The organism is uncultured Lamprocystis sp., assembly GCF_903933125.1.
In the GTDB taxonomy this organism is placed as follows: domain Bacteria; phylum Pseudomonadota; class Gammaproteobacteria; order Chromatiales; family Chromatiaceae; genus Thiodictyon.
Window position 1 is genome coordinate 1 of record NZ_CAIZIZ010000083.1, and the last position, 16,783, is coordinate 16,783.

Below are 16,783 nucleotides of genomic sequence, written 5' to 3' on the forward strand. Positions count from 1 at the left end.
GGCCCTGTTCGTCCGTGGATGACTCAAACTGGGAGCCGGATGGTGTCACACTCCAAGTCCGGTTCTGCGAGGAGCCGGGAACGAATCGCTGTATGGCAGAGATATTGTGGCACCGTCGGGAAACCAGGCGGCAACAGAGAACACCAACGTCTGTCTAACCAGCGGTGAGAACCCGGCTTACTCTCCGGCCACAGTTTCTCCCCGAATCCCCTGCCGCAGGGCCGTAGGTTAGTTGGCGCCAATCAGCATATTGCAGTGAAAGTCAGGTAACAAAATGGGGTTGTTTAATTCGATATTTGCAGATCTTTATTGCCCAATAAAAGATGAACTAAGCAAAGACACTGAAATACAGATAAAATGGCAAGACCCGAAAGTCAGAGGGATGAATTCTTATAGCGTAGGAGATGTCCTTGAAGAAATAGAAGATGAATATAATAATACTTGGATAAGGACGGATTTTATTTGCAATGCATGTTCGAAATTTACAAAAGGATTGAAAGGTATGAAGTATATAAGAACAGAAGACCAAAGCAGACATATTGTTTTTTTAAGAATTGAAGATAGCAAAGTCTGTGAACTTATTTCCGAAAAAGAGTTCAGTGCTCGCGGAGTGAAAGACTTCGTCGATTATTTGTAACTCGCCGTAGGGATAAGGGGTCGGATAAGGGGGCAGGCTCAATTATGAAACAAAAGAAGGCTTAACCTTCGCCAAGGCAAGAAACAGATCGCATCCTTTCATGGATTTTGAGATCGTCGGAAGCATTTCCAACATTGAGCCTGTAGCTGTCGGCCCAGGCATACGCGATTTGCCGCGGTTGCGAAAGCAATACGGCAAAGGAAACTGGAGGAAGTTGAAAGGATTCGCAAACGTTCGGCTTATTGACGGCACAGTTCATACTGCCGAATTGCGCTGGTATGAAGCGCATGGCATCGGCAAGAAAGAATTCAAGATAAAGTTCCCACTACTTGATTAACTGAATCATGACCACAAACGAAAAAAAGCAATTGCCTTTTGCTGTTTGTATCAGCAATGAAGACTACCCAGCATCTCTAGAAGTCGGTAAGTTGTATCAGATTATACCCGACGAGGCGGCGGAATCACACGGTTACATTCGCGTAATTGATGAAAGCGGAGAAGACTATGGCTACAGTAGAGATCGCTTTTTCCCCATCCAGATCCCCGCTGCTTTGCAGGAAGCTTTACTGAAAGCAGCATATAAGAGCGGAAAAATGAAAAGGGGCGAGGCTTGAATGGCACTAAGTTAAGCAGAAAATTATTTTAGAACAATAGCTTACAGTGCTGATAATCGTGCGAAAACGCAAAGAAAATCAAGCTCCACTCAACAAAATCAATGCGATAGCAATCTTTTCTAGATAATTTTTCGACTCAAAGTCATCAGTAATTCGCTGTTTTATATATAAAAAAAGCCTTAAATTAGTGCCATTCGGATCACGACAAGGCGAATGTCTGAGCTTGCAAGGCATACGGCTTTGCCGTAGGATTCGCTGTATGTTCACCCTTATCGAGTCCCCCGTCTTCTCTGCGCGTTGGCCGGACTACTTGTCAGAAGATGAGCGCGGCAAGTTCGCCGCTTGGCTTGCGCGCTACCCCGAAGCGGGAGATGTCGTGCCCGGGTCGGGCGGCGTTCGCAAGATACGCTGGTCCCGAGAGGGCAAAGGTAAACGAGGCGGCGTGAGAGTCATCTACTACAATCAACTCGGCGAAAGCCTGATCTGGCTTCTGACGATCTACGCCAAATCCCGGCAGGATAACGCACCAGCGCATATCCTCAAGGCAATGAAGGAGGAACTTGTCAATGGCTCTTAGTGAAAAAGAATTGATCGAACGTGACTTGGATCGCGATGTTTGGCAAGAAGCATTGGACGCAGTGAGGAGCATCAAAGCCGGAAAGGTTGGTGCTATTCATACCGTTCAGCTTTCGCCCGTGGTGGAGGCACGAAACAAGACCGGTCTGTCTCAACCACAGTTTGCGGAGCTTCTCGGCGTATCGGTTAGAACCCTTCAAGATTGGGAGCAAGGTCGAAGACAACCCAGTCGCGCGGCAGCATCATTGATTCGGATTGCAAGACAACGACCCGATGTACTTCGCGAAGTTTTCGGGTAGCAAGAGCGGAGCAGAAGCGCCGGAAGGACCGAACTCAGCTTGGATCTCGGTGGCGGACATTCCGGCAGACACCAAGTCGAGCACGGTTTCGACCGGCCACCGCATGTGCCGAACATAGGGCTTGCCGTGGCAGATGTCGCGGTGCGGGCAGGATCAGGCCGACGTGGTGTTCGTGGGCGGCAACGCGGGCCGCGATCTCTTGTTGTTTAGCCGATTTCCGAGGCGTTACTTACACACGACACCGCCCCATTTGGCCCGGTTGCGCAGTCGGCCAGGCCGCCGCGCAGCGCCGTGCCGTCCGCTTCGACTCCGCGAATCAGGATCTGCATCACCTCGCCGATTGCCGCGGCATCCGGACGCGGGTCCACCAGGATCGGGAGATAATTCGGGGTGTAACCGAACAGATCCCCAGGGTGCCCCAGGCGGGACGGCCCCTCGCGTAAGACCTGGCTGGTCAGGCCCACCTGCGACAGGAGCAGCCGGTGCCGCAGTCCATCGGCGAGATCCTTGAGTTCACGGCAGCGCCGCCGCTTGGTGTCGGCATCCACCTGGTCCGGCAGCGCGGCGGCGCGGGTTCCGGCCCGCGGCGAGTAGGCGAAGCCATGGACCTGACCGAACGCCATGGCCGCGACGAATGCCAGCGTCTCCTGCCACTCGGTCTCGGTCTCCCCAGGGAAGCCGGCGATGATATCGGTGGTGAGGTTGAGTCCGGGTACCGCGGCCCGGCCGCATGCCGCCAGGCGGACGAACTCATCGGTTTTGCAGCGCCTGGCCATGCGCCGCAAGACCGTGTCGGCGCCGCTTTGCATCGGCAGGTGGAGATGGGGCAACAGCCGCGGGTTGCCGAACAGGTCCCAAAAGTCGTCCGGCAGGTCCCAGGGTTCCAGCGAGCCCAGGCGGATGCGCGGGATGCTGGTCTGGTCGAGCACGGCCCGCACCAGGTGACTCAGGTCCGATCCGATCTCGCTCCCGTAACCGCCCAGGTGTACGCCGGTGAGCAGCACCTCCCGCACCCCGCTCGCCGCCGCCCGCTGGACTGCCGCGATGACCTCCGGTAAGGGGCGGCTGCGTTCCTCGCCCCGTGCCCGGGTGGTCACGCAAAAGGTGCAGGCATAGCGGCAGCCGTCCTGAACCTTGATGAAGGCGCGCTGACGGCCGCGGTCGAACCAGGAATTAGCCGTCTCACTGGTGGTGCTGCCGCGGGCAAGCGGCAGGACCGGCAAGTCCAGGGCGGCGGCAGCGATCGCCACCAGGCGGTCTTTTGACCGGTTGTCCACCAGCAGGTCAACCCCGGCCTCCCCGGCCAGGGCTTGCGCTTCGAGGGACGCCAGGCAACCGCTCACCACCAGGCGGGCGGTTGGGTTGTCGCGGTGCGCGCGTCGCACCAGTTGGCGGGATTTGCGGGTCGCCTCCTGGGTCACGGCGCAGGTGTTGATGATGATCAGATCCGCCGGCTCATCGTCCCCCGCGAGCGCGCATCCGCGCTCCCGCAGGGCGTCGGCCCAGGCTTCCAGTTCGGCTTCGTTGAGTCGGCAGCCGAGTGACTGCAACCGGACTCGCGGGTGGCTGGGCATCATGGGTCTGCCGGGCGTGACCTAACGCCAACCGGGCTGAAAGCCGGCGGCGGAGCGTCGGGGGATGCTCAGCAGGATGGTCCCGTCAACAACGCGCTTGGTCATGCGTGCGGCATCCGCATCGGGGGGGAGCGCCAGGCGCCGGCTCATGGAACTCTGTGCGACGCTGTAACTGCGCCGATAGCCGCGTCCGTCGGGCATCGTGTCTTCCTGGAGCGTGCGGGCGTCGGAATGCATGGTAATGATCAGATTGCGGCCCGCCAGGTTGATCTGGACCTCGTCGGGCTTCGCGTTGCCGACGCCGATGCGAACCAGATAGGCTTCGGGGGTCGCCGCGCGCGCGATACGCAGGCCGCGGGCCATCGTGACCCGGTGCGGCGGGGGGAGCGCGGTCGCGGGCGGCTGGCGCGGCGCACCGGTGGTTGGCGTTCCTGGTACTGCCCAGGCACCGGCCCGCCATGGGAATGGGCCAGGGGCCGCAACGGGGAAAGGGGGCGCAACAGAGCCGGGCGGCCCGTAGACCGGAGGCCCATTGCAGGTCCAGGCCAGGCTGACGGTAGGGATCGCAACGGCGATCATCCCGACGAGTGCGCTACAGTAAAGACGGCAGGCGATGTGCATGGGGTGACTCCACGGTCGATTGGCGCCCGCGGGAATTGGACGCCCGATAATGAAAGTATAGGGTCCCGCGCGTTAAGGTGATTTCAGGAACACCGGATACCACCCGCCGTCGGCTCGGACGCAGGTGCGACTGAAGTCGCACCTACACTCACCGGTATCCAAATTGTCGGAAATCGCCTAACCGCGCAGGGTCCAGGTCGGCTGCTCCCGGGCATCGATCAGGCCATGGCGCACCAGCCAGTCACGAGCGTCCTGCGCGTCCTGTTCGAACCAGGCCCGAGCGGACCCGAGTCTGAAAGTGTAGCCCCAGGCGTCCATATCGGCGAACATACGCACCCGTCCGCAGCCGGGAATCCAATCGGCGAGGAGGATCTGCAGATAGCACACTGCATCCTCCTCCGCGAAGTCGCCGCCCGCATCGGTGTGCAAGTCCGCCCGGCGCGCCTCATCCATGCAGATGCAGTGGCAAGCCTCGTGCAGTGCCGAGTGCAGCGGCGTGTCCGCGCGCAGGTACAGTCGGTTGCCGACCAGGCCGGCCTCGGATTCGCCCCAGTAGCTGCCGGGGATCGGGGTCGCGTCTCCACCTTCGTGGATCTCGATCCGGAATCGGGCGAACAAGGCCGTCGATTGCGTCCGGTCGATTTGAGACCAGCGCAGGACATCCTCCTGGACTGGCGCTGGAGCGATGGCGTTGACATTTGCGGCGGTCGGGCAGTCTGGCATGGCGCAGCGTGGCGAAGTGGAAAACACTAAGCGCTATCCTACTCCCCCGGCTGGCCGGAGCGACGATCAAAGCCCGGCAATCCCCCCTTTTTTTGAGGTGATCTTGACTCCGTCCCCCGAACTCTCAGTCGTCGTCCCGACCTTCAACGAGCGGGAGAATATCCAGGAACTGGTGCACCGGCTTGCGGAAACCCTACAGGCGATCCGCTGGGAGGTCATCTTCGTCGACGACGACTCACCGGATGGCACGGCCGCCCTGGTGCGCTCGATTGCGCAGCGCGATCCGCGGGTGCGAATCATTCATCGCATCGGCCGGCGGGGGCTCTCCACCGCGTGTGTCGAGGGGATGCTGGCCTCTTCCGCGCCCTTTCTGGCGGTGATGGACGCGGACCTCCAGCACGACGAACGCATCCTGCCCGCCATGCTGCGGGCGGTCAAAGACGACGGCTACGACATCGCGGTCGGCAGCCGCTACGTGGCCGGGGGCAGTCTGGGTGAATGGGGCGAGGAGCGTCAATTCGCCAGCCAATTCGCGACCCGGCTGTCCCGGCTGGTGCTCAAGGCGGGGGTCAAGGACCCGATGAGCGGCTTCTTTCTGCTCAAACGGGAGGTCTTGGAAGGGGTGGTCGCCGACCTTTCGGGGATCGGCTTCAAAATCATGCTGGATATCTTTGCGTCCAGCACCAAGCCGCTGCGCTACATCGAAATTCCCTACGAGTTCCGCATCCGGCAAGCTGGCGAGAGCAAGCTCGACAGTGCCGCGGTCTGGGACTACCTGATGATGCTGCTGGACAAAAGCCTTGGGCGCTATATCCCGATCCGCTTTATCCCCTTCGCGCTGGTCGGCGGCGCCGGGGTCTTTGTCCATCTGCTGGTGCTCTGGCTGGTCTATGACCTGGCTGGATACGGTTTCGCGACGGGTCAGACCGCCGCCGCCGTCATCGCCATGACCTTCAATTTCTTCGTGAACAATGCCGTCACCTACCGTGACCGGCAATTGCGCGGCTGGGGGATGCTGCGCGGCTGGCTGTCATTCACCCTCGCCTGCTCGCTGGGGGCGGTCGCGAACGTGGGGATTGCCACCTATGCCTTCGAGACGCAACTGGTCGGCGAGACCGCCTGGGTGCTCTCGGCCATCGCCGGGATCATCGTTGGGGCGGTGTGGAACTATGCGGTGACCTCGGTTTACACCTGGAACAAGGTCAAAGGCGCGTGACCCGCAGGGCGCTCGTGCTTGCACGGCCATGAGTGCCATTCCGGCCACACCGATTATCCGGATTTATCCACAGATGCCACAGAGACGCAGTCAGCATCCCGCGTGGTTGGCGCGGCCCCGGATCGCGGAGGCGCATTGCTGCAAACATGGGGCTTCCCTACAGTTGGTGGGTGATACGAAAGCCAGCTGAGGGTTGCGCAAAGACGCCAAGAACACAAGGAAAAAATGCGTGGCACGCCTTGGCGGGCTTGGCGCCGCTCAGCCGTCGGACTGACCCTGCGCGAGGCGTGCCCGCAGTTCCGCCAGCTCGTGCTCCAGGCGCTGCCGTGCCTGGACCTCGGCGTCAGCCCGCCGGGTCTGCTCGACCGCCCGCTGCGCCTCGGCATCTGCCCGCCGCGCCTCGGCGTCGGCTCGGTCCACGGCCTCGCGTTTGGCCTGCGCTTCGGCATCGGCCCGCCGCGCCTGCACCTCGGCCTGCCGCGCCGCGGCCTCCGCGCGCTCTCGATCGGCGCGCCAGCCGGGGAGAACGAAGCCGGCATAGACCGGATCGTCACGCAACGCCTCCAGCTCCGGTCGGCGCGCCAGGTCGGTCGGGCGGAATTGCAGTCCCGGCAGTACCCGCGAGCAGATGACCCCGGCCTGCGGTGCGATGGGTGTATAGAGCCCGGCGGGGGTGCGGGTGTAGAAGGCCTGGTGCGCGGGGTTCTGGTGCAGGACGTAATACTCGGGCACCCCCCCGGCGGCGTATTCGGCCTTCTTGATGACGGTATCGCGCACGATGCCGCTGCGCTCCTGGTCGGACAGGGCTTCGATACAGAGGTCGAAGACGCCGTGATAGGAGCAGTCCAGGGGTAGCAGCGGCTGGGGATTGTCGTTGCGGACCACGCCAAAATCGGGCTTGCGGATGACGGTGCCGCTCGGCAGCGGGAGCCGGAAACCCATCTCCAGGCCGACCATCTGCGCACAGGGGTGGGTGCGCAGGAAGTGCCGCACCAGTTCGCTGAACCAGGCATAGACCAGAAAGGTTTCGTAATCGGACACCGGTTTCTCCTCCAGGCGGCCGTTGTTCCACTCGTAATGGTGGTCCGACTCCAGGTAATAGGTGGTCCAGTAGATTGCCTCCGAGACTTGGAGGCCCTCCGCGGAGTGCGCCGCGGGCAGGTGCCGGGGCGGCGGGACCGGGATCTGGGACGCGGGTGCGGTAGCAGCGATGGAGGACATGGGCGGCAGGAGTCCGGTCTTGGAATCGCAACGATCAAGGCTAGCACACATCGGGCGGCACCGGTCGCCGCGGGCGCTGTCGGCAGCAGTTCCAAATTTGGGTGGCCTCCGCCGACCGCGCCCCATCGGCGAGGCGGATGGTGGATGCGCTACGCTTATCCACCCTACGAAACCGGCTCCGCTGTAGGGTGGATAAGGCGCGCCGCTCGGTGTCAGGGATCCGGCACGGCGGTCGCGCGCGCCGCATCCACCAGGGGTCACGTGATGCCGCCTAAATTTGGAATTGCTGCGCTGTCGGCAGCAGTTCGGCGATCCAAGGTCGAAGCCTTGGACTACAGTCGGTCGGCGCCTCGGCTGGCCGGTAGCATGACCAAGGCCGAATTGGTGCGCTGGCCCCTGAGGAGGCCCGCTGCCGGGTTTCAGCACGCCACCGGCTTCGCCTCGACCTGCCAGATGTGCTCCGCGTATTCGCGGATCGCCCGATCCGATGAGAATTTGCCCATGCGCGCGACATTGAGAATGGACATGCGATCCCACTGAGTCTGATCCGTCCAGGCCGTGCCGACACGCGCCTGGCAGTTGACATAAGCGCGGTAGTCGGCCAGCACCATGAAGGGATCCTGATTGACCAGATGATCGGTCAGCGGGCGGAACAGGGTGGGGTCGCCATGGGAGAACAGACCGGAGTTGATCAGGTCGATGACTGACTTGAGTTCAGCATCGCCTTGATAAATCTCCCAAGGACGATAGCCTTCGACTTGGCGCTGATGCACCTCATCGGCTGTCATGCCGAACAGGAAAAAGTTCTCCGGTCCCACTTCCTCGCGGATCTCCACATTGGCGCCGTCCAGGGTGCCGATGGTGAGTGCGCCGTTCATCGAGAATTTCATGTTGCCGGTGCCGGAGGCCTCCTTGCCGGCGAGTGAGATTTGCTCCGAGAGGTCGGCGGCCGGATAGAGCCGCTGGCCGTTCTGTACGCTGAAATTGGGCATGAAGGCGACGCGCAGGGTGCCGTTGACCTGGGGATCATGGTTGATCACCTCGCCGAGCGCGTTGATCAGTTTGATCATGAGTTTGGCCATGTAATAGCCGGGCGCGGCCTTGCCGCCGAAGATGCAGGTGCGCGGGACCACGCTGTGGTTGGGGTTCTGCTTGATGCGCTGGTAGAGGCTGACGATATGCAGCAGGTTCAGATGCTGGCGTTTGTACTCGTGCATCCGCTTGGCCTGAACATCGAACAGGCTCTGCGGATCCACCTTGACCCAGGCGTGCTTCTCCAGCCAGCGGGCCAGGTCGCGTTTGGCCGCGGTCTTGACCGCGCGCCAGCGCTCTCTGAATCCGGCATCGTCAGCATAGGGTTCCAACTGGCGCAGGCAGCTCAGATCGCGCAGCCAGCGGTCGTCGCCGCAGGTCTCGGTGATGAGTTTGGCCAGGCGCGGGTTGCTTACCCCGATGAAACGGCGGGGGGTGACGCCGTTGGTGACATTGTGGAAGCGCTCCGGCCAGAGCTCGTAAAAATCCTTGAGAATGGTGGTCTTGACCAGGTTCGAATGGAGTTCGGCCACCCCATTGACGGCGCGTGCTCCCACCACCGCCAGATGTGCCATCCGCACCCGTCGTCCGCCGTCCTCGCTGATCAGTGACATCCGCGCCACCCGGCCCTCGTCGCCCAAGAAGCGGATACGCACCTCGTCCAGGAAACGGCGATTGATTTCGTAGATGATTTCCAGATGGCGCGGCAGGAGCTTCTCGAATAGCCGTACCGACCAGGTCTCCAGCGCTTCGGGCAACAGGGTGTGGTTGGTGTAGCAGAAGGTGCGGTGGGTGATGTCCCAGGCCTGATCCCAGCCCATGCCGTGCTCGTCGATCAGGAGCCGCATGAGTTCCGCGACCGCGAGCGCCGGGTGCGTGTCATTGAGCTGGGCGACGAACTTCTCGGCAAAACTGTCGAGGCCGCCAACCGTATGCAGATGCAGCCGAATCATGTCCTGGAGTGAGCAGGAGACGAAAAAGTATTGCTGTTTGAGGCGCAGTTCCTTGCCCGCCTCCGGCTCGTCGTTCGGGTAGAGAACCTTGGAGAGGGTTTCGGCCTCGATCTTGGCGTGGACCGCGCCGTAATAGTCACCGACGTTGAACGCCTGGAAATCGAACGACTCTGGGGCCTCGGATTTCCATAGACGCAGCAGGCTGACATTCCCCACCCCGTACCCCAGGATCGGCGTGTCATAGGCGACGCCATTGACCTCCAGATCGGCGGCCCAGCGCACGCGCAGGATGCCGTGCTCGTCGTGATACTGTTCGGTGTGGCCGCCGAACTTGACCGGGAAGCGCAGCTTGTAGCGCGGGATCTCCCAGGGATTGCCGTTCTTGAGCCAGGTGTCGCTCTTCTCCACCTGCCAGCCGTTCTCGATCTCCTGATCGAAGATGCCGAACTCGTAGCGGATGCCGTAGCCGATCGCCGGGATCTGAACCGTGCTCAAGGAATCCATATAGCAGGCGGCGAGCCGCCCCAGGCCGCCGTTCCCGAGTCCGGGTTCCTCCTCGGTCGCCATGATCTCGGCAAAATCCAGTTCCAGTTCCACCCCGGCGGCGTGAGCTGCTTCGGTGATGCCCAGGTTCAACAGGTTGTTGGCCAGATGAGGACCCAGCAGGAACTCGGCGGACAAATAACAGACGGTGCGTGCCGCGGTGTCCTTGTAGTCCTGCGCGCACTTGAGCCAACGCTCCAGCAGACGGTCGCGTACCGTGTAGGCGGCGGCCATGTAGAGGTCGTTGGGGGTGGCCACGTCGCGGAAGCGCCCCTGCACATAGAACAGGTTGTCGATGAAGGCCTGCTTCAGGGCCTCCTGCGACATGCCGGTACGGGTACGCTCGCGGGGGGCGGCGGGGGCCTGGGGCGCGCTCTGCGGCGTCTGGGCGGTATTCATTGGCGTCTCGGGGCGTCTCGTCGGGGGCAGGTAGCGGGAACGGCGGGCGGGGCCAGGCCCCGTCCGCGAAGCGGCTCAGTCGCTGTGGCGTCTCACAGTGGCCAGGTCCAGTCATCGAACTCCGGCTTGTCGATGCCGTGTTCAAAGGCGTAGGCGCGCGCCTCGATCTGCATGTCGCGGAAGCGCTCCTTGGCGTGGGCGCCGGTGGCCTGGAGCCGCGGCACCCGGTTGATGACATCGATGGCGAGGCTGAAGCGGTCGATCTCGTTGCTGATCGCCAACTCCAGCGGGGTATTGATGTTGCCCTTCTCCTTGTAACCGCGTACGTGCAGGTTGGCGTGATTGGTGCGCCGGTAGGCCAGGCGATGGATCAGCCAGGGGTAGCCGTGGAAATTGAAGATGATCGGCTTGTCTTTGGTGAAGATGGAGTCGAAGTCGTTGTGTGAGAGCCCATGCGGGTGCTCGGTGTCGGGCTGGATGCGGAACAGGTCCACCACGTTGACGAAGCGGATCTTGATGTCGGCAAAGGCTTCGCGCAGCATCGCCGTGGCCGCCAGGGCCTCCTTGGTGGGGATGTCACCGCAGCCGACCATCACCACGTCCGGTTCCACCCCCTCGTCATTGCTGGCCCAGTCCCAGATGCCCAGACCCTTGGTGCAGTGCTTGATGGCTTCATCCATGGTCAGGTATTGGAGGTGGTTCTGCTTGTCGCACACGATCACATTGATGTTGTTCATGCTGCGCAGGCAGTGATCGGCGGTGGAGAGCAGGCAGTTGACGTCCGGCGGGAGATAGATGCGGGTGACCTTGGGGCTCTTGTTGACCACCACGTCCAGAAAGCCCGGATCCTGATGAGTGAAGCCGTTGTGGTCCTGGCGCCAGACCGTGGAGGTGATCAGTAGATTGAGCGAGGAGACCGGGGCCCGCCAGGGAATCTCATTACAGATGGCCAGCCATTTGGCGTGCTGGTTGTACATGCTGTCGATGACATGGACGAAGGCTTCGTAGGTGGCGAAGAAGCCATGCCGCCCGGTCAGCAGATAGCCCTCATACCAGCCTTCCAGGGTGTGCTCGGAGAGCATCTCCATGACCCGCCCGTCGGGGGACAGTTCACTGCCGTCGGCATCCTCCGGAAGATAGTCGCACAGCCAAGTCTTCTTGCTGACCTCATAAACGGCGTCGAGTTTATTGGATGCGTTCTCGTCCGGGCCGAAGACGCGGAAGTTGCGCATGTTGTCGGCCATGATGTCGCGCAGCATCGCGCCTAAGGGCTTGGTGTTGAACGCGCGGGTGGTGCCTGGGGTGCTCGGGTCCACCGCGTAGCCGCGAAAATCCGGCATGCGCAGCGCCCGGCGCAGGATGCCGCCATTGGAGTGCGGGTTGGCGCTCATGCGCCGGTTGCCCTTGGGGGCCAATTCTTTAAGTTCGGGGATGAGGCGGCCTTCGGTGTCGAACAGTTCCTCGGGCCTGTAGCTCTTGAGCCAGTCTTCGAGCTGCTTCAAGTGCTCCGGGTTATTGTGCATCCCCGACAGCGGCACCTGATGGGCGCGCCAGAAACCTTCCACTTTCTTACCGTCCACGGTCTTGGGGCCGGTCCAGCCCTTGGGACTGCGCAGGACGATCATCGGCCAGTGGCCCCGAGTGGCCTCACCGCTGGTGCGTGCGGCCTGTTGAATACGCCGGATCTCGGCAATACAGGCATCTAGGGCGGCGGCCATTTTCTGGTGCATCGCCTGGGGGTCATCGCCCTCCACGAAATGCGGAACCCAACCGTAGCCGCGCATCAGGCTTTCCAACTCGGCGTTGGGAATACGCGCAAGCAGTGTCGGATTATTGATTTTGTAGCCGTTCAAATGCAGGATCGGCAAGACCGCCCCATCGCGGATGGGATTGAGGAACTTGCTGGAGTGCCAAGAGGTCGCCAACGGCCCCGTCTCGGATTCGCCGTCGCCCACCGCCACGACCACCAGCAGGTTGGGATTATCGAACGCGGCGCCGAACGCATGTGAAATGGAATAACCGAGCTCGCCGCCCTCGTGGATGGAGCCGGGGGTTTCCGGGGTGCAGTGCGAGCCGATCCCGCCCGGAAATGAGAACTGCTTGAAGAAGGCTTGCAGTCCCTCCTCGTCCTCGCTCTTATTGGGATAGATTTCGGAATAGGTCCCTTCCAGGTAGACCGGGGCCAGCACGCCGGGGGCGCCATGACCGGGTCCGGCCAGGAAGATCGCATCCTGGTCCTGCTCACGGATGATGCGGTTGACATGGATATACATGAACGACAGGCCCGGACTCGCGCCCCAGTGGCCCAATAATCGGCTCTTGATGTGCGCTTCCTGCAGCGGCTCGCGCAGCAGCGCGTTGTCTTTGAGGTAGATCATACCTGCCGCCAGGTAGTTGCAGGCACGCCAGTAGGCGTCCATTCGGCTCAGCATCTCGGCGGACAGGGGAGCTTGTTGCTGCGACACGACGGGCGGTTGAGCGGCCATGGGGATGTCCTCTTCGGTGGTTCTGGGCCTGCGAATCGTAGCGCCGCGAGATTGCCGGGACGTGACCTGACGGGGTCTCCGGAGCAACACCCGCGCACTCAGGTGCCGATACTCGCCGAAGCGTCGGGATCGATGCAAGCGTACGCGATGGCGGGCACCCGCGCGCAGGACCAGGTGCGGATCGCGTGTGCCCAGAATCCGCTCAGTGCGTACTCCGTGGGTGGCGGACGCTGTCCTAACCAGGTCCAGGCCCGCAACAGGGCGGGCAGGGGATCGGCCGGATCGACGGGTGCCGCTGCCAATGACTTACTGAGTTTACGGCCCGCATGATCGACCGCCAGCGGGACATGGGCGTAGGTTGGATGCGGCAGGCCGAGCGCCTGTTGCAGCAGCAATTGCCGGGGCGTCGATGCCAGCAGATCGGCCCCGCGCACCACCTGAGTGATGCCCTGCCAGGCATCGTCGACCACCACGGCCAGTTGGTAGGCGTGAATGCCGTCGGCGCGGCGCAGTACGAAGTCACCGACGGCCGCGGCGACATCCTGGCGCTGATCGCCCTGGATGCGGTCATGAAACCGGATCTTCCCCGGGTGGGTGCGCAGCCGGATGGAACGGGCCGGGCGTCCCGGCGGAAGTCCGCCGCGACAGGTGCCCGGATAGATCGGCCCCTCCGTGTGGTGCCGGCTTCCAGCCGGCCGGCAATCATTGCCGTCGCGCACCTGGCGGGCAATCTCAGCGCGGGAGCATGCGCAGGGGTAGGTGAGTCCAAGTTCGGTCAGCCGCTCCAGTGCCGCGGCATAGGCGTGCGTGCGGCGGCTCTGGTAAAGCGTTGGTCCATCCCAGCGGAATCCGCAGGCGTCCAGGGTGCGGAGGATGGCGTCGGCCGCCCCTGGGATCTCGCGGGTCCGATCCAGGTCCTCCATGCGGACCAGCCATTCACCGGCGTGGGCGCGGGCGTCCGCGTAACTGGCCAGCGCGGCGATGAGCGAGCCGAAATGCAGCGCGCCGGTCGGTGAGGGCGCGAAGCGTCCCCGATAAGGCGGGTGGCCGGCCCCCGCCGTCATCTCGGGCTCCGGGGGTCAGCCGCGTTGTTTTTCGCGAATCTCGTCCAGGGTCTTGCAGTCGATGCAGAGTGTCGCCGTGGGGCGCGCTTCCAGGCGGCGAACGCCGATCTCGACCCCGCAGGCTTCGCAGTAGCCGTACTCGTGCTCGGTGATGCGCGCCATGGCCTCATCGATCTTCTTGATCAGCTTGCGTTCGCGGTCGCGGGTACGTAGTTCGAGACTGAACTCGGACTCCTGGGTGGCGCGGTCGTTGGGATCAGGGAAGTTGGTCGCCTCGTCCTGCATGTGGTGGACGGTCCGGTCGACCTCCTCCATCAGGGACTGCTTCCACGCCAGCAGAATCAGGCGGAAGTGCTCCTCCTGCGCCGGGCTCATGTACTCCTCATCGCTGGCAGCGTTGTACGGTTCGAAACCGAACGCTTTGGGCTCTTGGTTAGTGACTGTCTCGGCCATGAACGTGCTCCCGCAGGCTCGCAGTGGGGTGATCCGCGACCGTTTTCCCAGCCCCGTTCTTGGGCATGGTCACGAAAAACGCCCTTGAATACCAGATCGCGGCGTTCGGGGCAACCCATTTGGCGTTTCTGGCGTTTCCCGGCGGTGCGATCAGGCGGCATATCGGGCAGAACCCGACCGGCGACAGGGTGCATCAGGGGTGCGTGTCGTCGGTCGCTAGGGTACCCTTCCGGCACTCAAGATTAACGCGATAGCGCGAGGCGGGTGAAGCGTGTACCGATTCAAGGCAATCATTTTCGACGTGGATGGAACCCTGGCTGACACCGAGCGTGACGGTCACCGTCTCGCCTTCAACGCCGCCTTCGTCGAGGCCGGACTCGCCTGGCACTGGGATGTCGCGCGCTATGGGGCCTTGCTGGCGGTCACCGGCGGTAAGGAGCGGATTCGCTACTACATCGAACAGGAAGGGATCCAGCTGGAATCGGGGGTGAACCTGGACGCCTTCATCGCGGCCCTGCACAGTGCCAAGACGCGCCACTATCTGGCCCTGCTCGAAACGGGGGACATTCCGCTGCGCCCCGGCGTCCTGCGGTTGTTGCGTGAGGCACGCGAGGCCGGTATCCGGTTGGCGATTGCAACCACCACGACCCCCGAAAATGTGATCGCGTTGCTCCGCCATTGCGGTGAGCCGGGGCTGCCCGACTGGTTCGAGGTCATCGCGGCGGGGGATGTAGTCCCGCGCAAGAAGCCGGCGCCCGACATTTTCACACTCGCCTTGGCGCAGTTGGGTCTGGTCGCACGGGAGTGCGTCGCGGTGGAGGACTCGGACAACGGCATGTGCGCTGCTTTGTCCGCGGGTCTGAAGGCGCTCCTGGTGACCCTCAACGCCTACACCGCGAATCAGTCTTTCGATGCCGCCCCGCTGGTGGTGGAGAGTCTCGGCGGGCCGGATGAACCCGCGGTCGTCCGGCGCGGCGACCTGGGCGGGTCGAACTATGTCAATCTGGCCGCACTGGACCGCCTCCACGCGACGGTCTACAAGGGCGCATGAGCGCCGACGACGGTCGTGATCGAGAATCGGTGTCGGACGGGTTACCCTGTGCGATAATCCGGCGAGGAATCATTTCAAGATCAAGATCAAGATCAAGATCAGCGCGGCTTGGCCGCGACGCTCGCAGCGTCCTGCAAACTCGGCAGAGCGGCGGGTCACGAGCGCAGGCGGGAATCCACGGGCCCCGCCGATGTTCACGCTTAGTGACCAAGCGTAGCGATCAACGACGTGCCAAACTGGCTGATTCGTAGGGAGCAAGAGATCAAGTGCGGCATTGTGACATTCTCCTGAGCGCGTTGCTGGCGTCCTTCCTGGCCGGTTGCTCTACCCCGAAATTCCCGTCGCCGCCGGAGGCGACTTACGAACTTCGGTCGGCCAGTAAGTATAAGATCGGCCCCGGGGATTCGGTGCAGATCTTCGTATGGCGTTATCCCGAGGTCAGTACCACCGTGCCGGTACGGCCTGACGGCTTCATCTCCGCGCCTTTGCTGGAAGATATTCCGGCCTCTGGCAAAACGCCTACCGAGCTTGCCCGCGACTTGGAGGCGGCGCTGTCGGTTTATCTGCGCGACCCGCTGGTTACCGTCATCGTGCAGGGGTTCCAGGGGATTTTCCCTGAGCAGATCCGTGTGTTAGGCGAGGCGACTCATCCCACGGCATTGCGCTATATTGATGGGATGACGTTACTTGACCTCATGATCCAAGTCGGCGGAACAACCCAGTTTGCAGCCGGCAATCGAGCCGTCCTGATGCGGTTTGAAAAAGGTGAGAAAAAATATTACACGGTACGCTTGGACGACCTGACGAAAGCGGCGGATCTTTCGGCAAATGTCGACATGCAGCCGGGCGATATCCTCATCATTCCCGAGTCCTGGTTTTAGTTCGCAGCGCGCCCGCACATTGTCGCCATGCAAGACTTGCTGCGCCTAGCGATTCAATCTCTTTCCGGGGTCTGGCGACACCGCTGGTCCGCTCTTGCCGTGGCGCTGATTGCCAGCCCGATCGGTTGGTTCTACACCGCGAGCCTACCTGACGAATTCATCGCGCAGGCGCGTGTGTATGTCGATACCGACTCCGTGTTGACGCCGCTGCTGAGCGGGTTGGCAATTCAGACAAGCGACAGCCGTCGCGTGACCATGATGACTAATGTGCTGTTCAGTCGCGACAACATGGAGAAACTCGGGCTCTCTGGGATTTCCCGTGGCAATTTACCGTAACATAATCAATAAGATATTGTGCATCGTCAAAATTTACTGACCCCTGTCATGGTCGGCACTGCCGCACCGTAATGCGTTGATTTTTCAAGCATACAGCTTGTACC

The 16,783-nt window shown here is 62.1% G+C and carries 18 protein-coding genes; 9 read left to right on the forward strand and 9 right to left on the reverse strand.

Annotated elements, in window-relative coordinates; all coding sequences use genetic code 11:
* Window positions 1-274 precede the first annotated feature (274 nt).
* From QZY03_RS03500 to QZY03_RS03520, 5 genes are all read left to right on the forward strand, one after another.
* Entirely contained in the window at window positions 275-637 is a 363-nt protein-coding gene (locus QZY03_RS03500) for a hypothetical protein (protein WP_295578362.1), read from the forward strand.
* Window positions 638-737: 100 nt separating this feature from the next.
* The gene (locus QZY03_RS03505) at window positions 738-974 is read left to right on the forward strand and encodes a hypothetical protein (RefSeq protein ID WP_295578364.1); all 237 of its coding nucleotides are present in this window, start codon (window positions 738-740) and stop codon (window positions 972-974) included.
* 7 nt (window positions 975-981) lie between these two features.
* The gene (locus QZY03_RS03510; protein ID WP_295578365.1) at window positions 982-1,251 is read left to right on the forward strand and encodes a hypothetical protein; all 270 of its coding nucleotides are present in this window, start codon (window positions 982-984) and stop codon (window positions 1,249-1,251) included.
* 259 nt (window positions 1,252-1,510) lie between these two features.
* Complete coding sequence (locus QZY03_RS03515) at window positions 1,511-1,828, forward strand: type II toxin-antitoxin system RelE/ParE family toxin (RefSeq protein WP_295578366.1); 318 nt, start codon at window positions 1,511-1,513, stop codon at window positions 1,826-1,828.
* A complete protein-coding gene (locus QZY03_RS03520) occupies window positions 1,818-2,126 on the forward strand; it encodes a helix-turn-helix domain-containing protein (RefSeq protein WP_083924530.1) in 309 nt (102 codons plus the stop codon). Before QZY03_RS03515 ends, QZY03_RS03520 begins: the two co-directional genes overlap by 11 nt.
* On the opposite strand, the gene QZY03_RS03525 is transcribed toward QZY03_RS03520, so the two are convergent.
* The 4 genes from QZY03_RS03525 to QZY03_RS03540 all read right to left on the reverse strand — a co-directional run bounded on the left by QZY03_RS03525 (window position 2,070) and on the right by QZY03_RS03540 (window position 5,044).
* On the reverse strand, window positions 2,070-2,261 hold the full coding sequence (locus QZY03_RS03525) for a DUF433 domain-containing protein (protein WP_295578380.1): 192 nt from the start codon (window positions 2,259-2,261) through the stop codon (window positions 2,070-2,072). The two genes, QZY03_RS03520 and QZY03_RS03525, sit on opposite strands and share 57 nt — an antisense overlap.
* 71 nt (window positions 2,262-2,332) lie before the next feature.
* Window positions 2,333-3,703: a tRNA (N(6)-L-threonylcarbamoyladenosine(37)-C(2))-methylthiotransferase MtaB gene (gene mtaB / locus QZY03_RS03530; RefSeq protein WP_363182364.1), complete on the reverse strand. Its 1,371-nt coding sequence runs from the start codon at window positions 3,701-3,703 to the stop codon at window positions 2,333-2,335.
* A gap of 18 nt (window positions 3,704-3,721) precedes the next feature.
* Window positions 3,722-4,321 (reverse strand): Hsp20 family protein, encoded by a 600-nt coding sequence (locus QZY03_RS03535; protein ID WP_295578367.1) that lies wholly within the window; start codon window positions 4,319-4,321, stop codon window positions 3,722-3,724.
* Between the two features lie 177 nt (window positions 4,322-4,498).
* A complete protein-coding gene (locus QZY03_RS03540) occupies window positions 4,499-5,044 on the reverse strand; it encodes a hypothetical protein (RefSeq protein ID WP_295578368.1) in 546 nt (181 codons plus the stop codon).
* Between the two features lie 97 nt (window positions 5,045-5,141).
* Here QZY03_RS03540 and QZY03_RS03545 point away from each other — a divergent pair, with 97 nt between their 5' ends.
* Window positions 5,142-6,260, forward strand: coding sequence for a glycosyltransferase family 2 protein (locus tag QZY03_RS03545; protein ID WP_295578370.1), 1,119 nt, complete (start codon window positions 5,142-5,144; stop codon window positions 6,258-6,260).
* A gap of 258 nt (window positions 6,261-6,518) precedes the next feature.
* On the opposite strand, the gene QZY03_RS03550 is transcribed toward QZY03_RS03545, so the two are convergent.
* The 5 genes from QZY03_RS03550 to dksA all read right to left on the reverse strand — a co-directional run bounded on the left by QZY03_RS03550 (window position 6,519) and on the right by dksA (window position 14,411).
* A complete protein-coding gene (locus QZY03_RS03550; protein WP_295578371.1) occupies window positions 6,519-7,481 on the reverse strand; it encodes a Uma2 family endonuclease in 963 nt (320 codons plus the stop codon).
* 419 nt (window positions 7,482-7,900) lie between these two features.
* A complete protein-coding gene (locus QZY03_RS03555) occupies window positions 7,901-10,408 on the reverse strand; it encodes a glycogen/starch/alpha-glucan phosphorylase (protein ID WP_295578372.1) in 2,508 nt (835 codons plus the stop codon).
* A 92-nt stretch (window positions 10,409-10,500) separates the two neighbouring features.
* A complete protein-coding gene (locus QZY03_RS03560) occupies window positions 10,501-12,894 on the reverse strand; it encodes a phosphoketolase (RefSeq protein WP_295578373.1) in 2,394 nt (797 codons plus the stop codon).
* A gap of 98 nt (window positions 12,895-12,992) precedes the next feature.
* Complete coding sequence (gene gluQRS, locus QZY03_RS03565; RefSeq protein ID WP_295578374.1) at window positions 12,993-13,958, reverse strand: tRNA glutamyl-Q(34) synthetase GluQRS; 966 nt, start codon at window positions 13,956-13,958, stop codon at window positions 12,993-12,995.
* A gap of 15 nt (window positions 13,959-13,973) precedes the next feature.
* Entirely contained in the window at window positions 13,974-14,411 is a 438-nt protein-coding gene (gene dksA, locus QZY03_RS03570; RefSeq protein WP_295578375.1) for an RNA polymerase-binding protein DksA, read from the reverse strand.
* A gap of 271 nt (window positions 14,412-14,682) precedes the next feature.
* Here dksA and QZY03_RS03575 point away from each other — a divergent pair, with 271 nt between their 5' ends.
* From QZY03_RS03575 to QZY03_RS03585, 3 genes are all read left to right on the forward strand, one after another.
* Entirely contained in the window at window positions 14,683-15,462 is a 780-nt protein-coding gene (locus QZY03_RS03575) for an HAD-IA family hydrolase (protein WP_295578377.1), read from the forward strand.
* Window positions 15,463-15,728: 266 nt separating this feature from the next.
* Window positions 15,729-16,343, forward strand: a complete 615-nt coding sequence (locus QZY03_RS03580; RefSeq protein WP_295578378.1) for an XrtA/PEP-CTERM system exopolysaccharide export protein — start codon at window positions 15,729-15,731, stop codon at window positions 16,341-16,343.
* 27 nt (window positions 16,344-16,370) lie between these two features.
* Window positions 16,371-16,679 carry a Wzz/FepE/Etk N-terminal domain-containing protein gene (locus QZY03_RS03585; RefSeq protein WP_295578379.1) on the forward strand — a complete coding sequence of 103 codons (309 nt, stop codon included), beginning with the start codon at window positions 16,371-16,373 and terminating at the stop codon, window positions 16,677-16,679.
* Window positions 16,680-16,783: the final 104 nt, after the last annotated feature.

Excerpts from the sequence above, each read along its gene's own strand:
- QZY03_RS03515 (WP_295578366.1), top strand. The coding sequence starts at position 1,511 with ATGTTCACCCTTATCGAGTCCCCCGTCTTCTCTGCGCGTTGGCCGGAC.
- dksA (WP_295578375.1), bottom strand. The coding sequence starts at position 14,411 with ATGGCCGAGACAGTCACTAACCAAGAGCCCAAAGCGTTCGGTTTCGAA.
- gluQRS (WP_295578374.1), bottom strand. The coding sequence starts at position 13,958 with ATGACGGCGGGGGCCGGCCACCCGCCTTATCGGGGACGCTTCGCGCCC.
- QZY03_RS03535 (WP_295578367.1), bottom strand. The coding sequence starts at position 4,321 with ATGCACATCGCCTGCCGTCTTTACTGTAGCGCACTCGTCGGGATGATC.
- QZY03_RS03510 (WP_295578365.1), top strand. The coding sequence starts at position 982 with ATGACCACAAACGAAAAAAAGCAATTGCCTTTTGCTGTTTGTATCAGC.
- QZY03_RS03585 (WP_295578379.1), top strand. The coding sequence starts at position 16,371 with ATGCAAGACTTGCTGCGCCTAGCGATTCAATCTCTTTCCGGGGTCTGG.
- QZY03_RS03560 (WP_295578373.1), bottom strand. The coding sequence starts at position 12,894 with ATGGCCGCTCAACCGCCCGTCGTGTCGCAGCAACAAGCTCCCCTGTCC.
- QZY03_RS03520 (WP_083924530.1), top strand. The coding sequence starts at position 1,818 with ATGGCTCTTAGTGAAAAAGAATTGATCGAACGTGACTTGGATCGCGAT.
- QZY03_RS03555 (WP_295578372.1), bottom strand. The coding sequence starts at position 10,408 with ATGAATACCGCCCAGACGCCGCAGAGCGCGCCCCAGGCCCCCGCCGCC.
- QZY03_RS03540 (WP_295578368.1), bottom strand. The coding sequence starts at position 5,044 with ATGCCAGACTGCCCGACCGCCGCAAATGTCAACGCCATCGCTCCAGCG.
- QZY03_RS03500 (WP_295578362.1), top strand. The coding sequence starts at position 275 with ATGGGGTTGTTTAATTCGATATTTGCAGATCTTTATTGCCCAATAAAA.
- mtaB (WP_363182364.1), bottom strand. The coding sequence starts at position 3,703 with ATGATGCCCAGCCACCCGCGAGTCCGGTTGCAGTCACTCGGCTGCCGA.
- QZY03_RS03505 (WP_295578364.1), top strand. The coding sequence starts at position 738 with ATGGATTTTGAGATCGTCGGAAGCATTTCCAACATTGAGCCTGTAGCT.
- QZY03_RS03550 (WP_295578371.1), bottom strand. The coding sequence starts at position 7,481 with ATGTCCTCCATCGCTGCTACCGCACCCGCGTCCCAGATCCCGGTCCCG.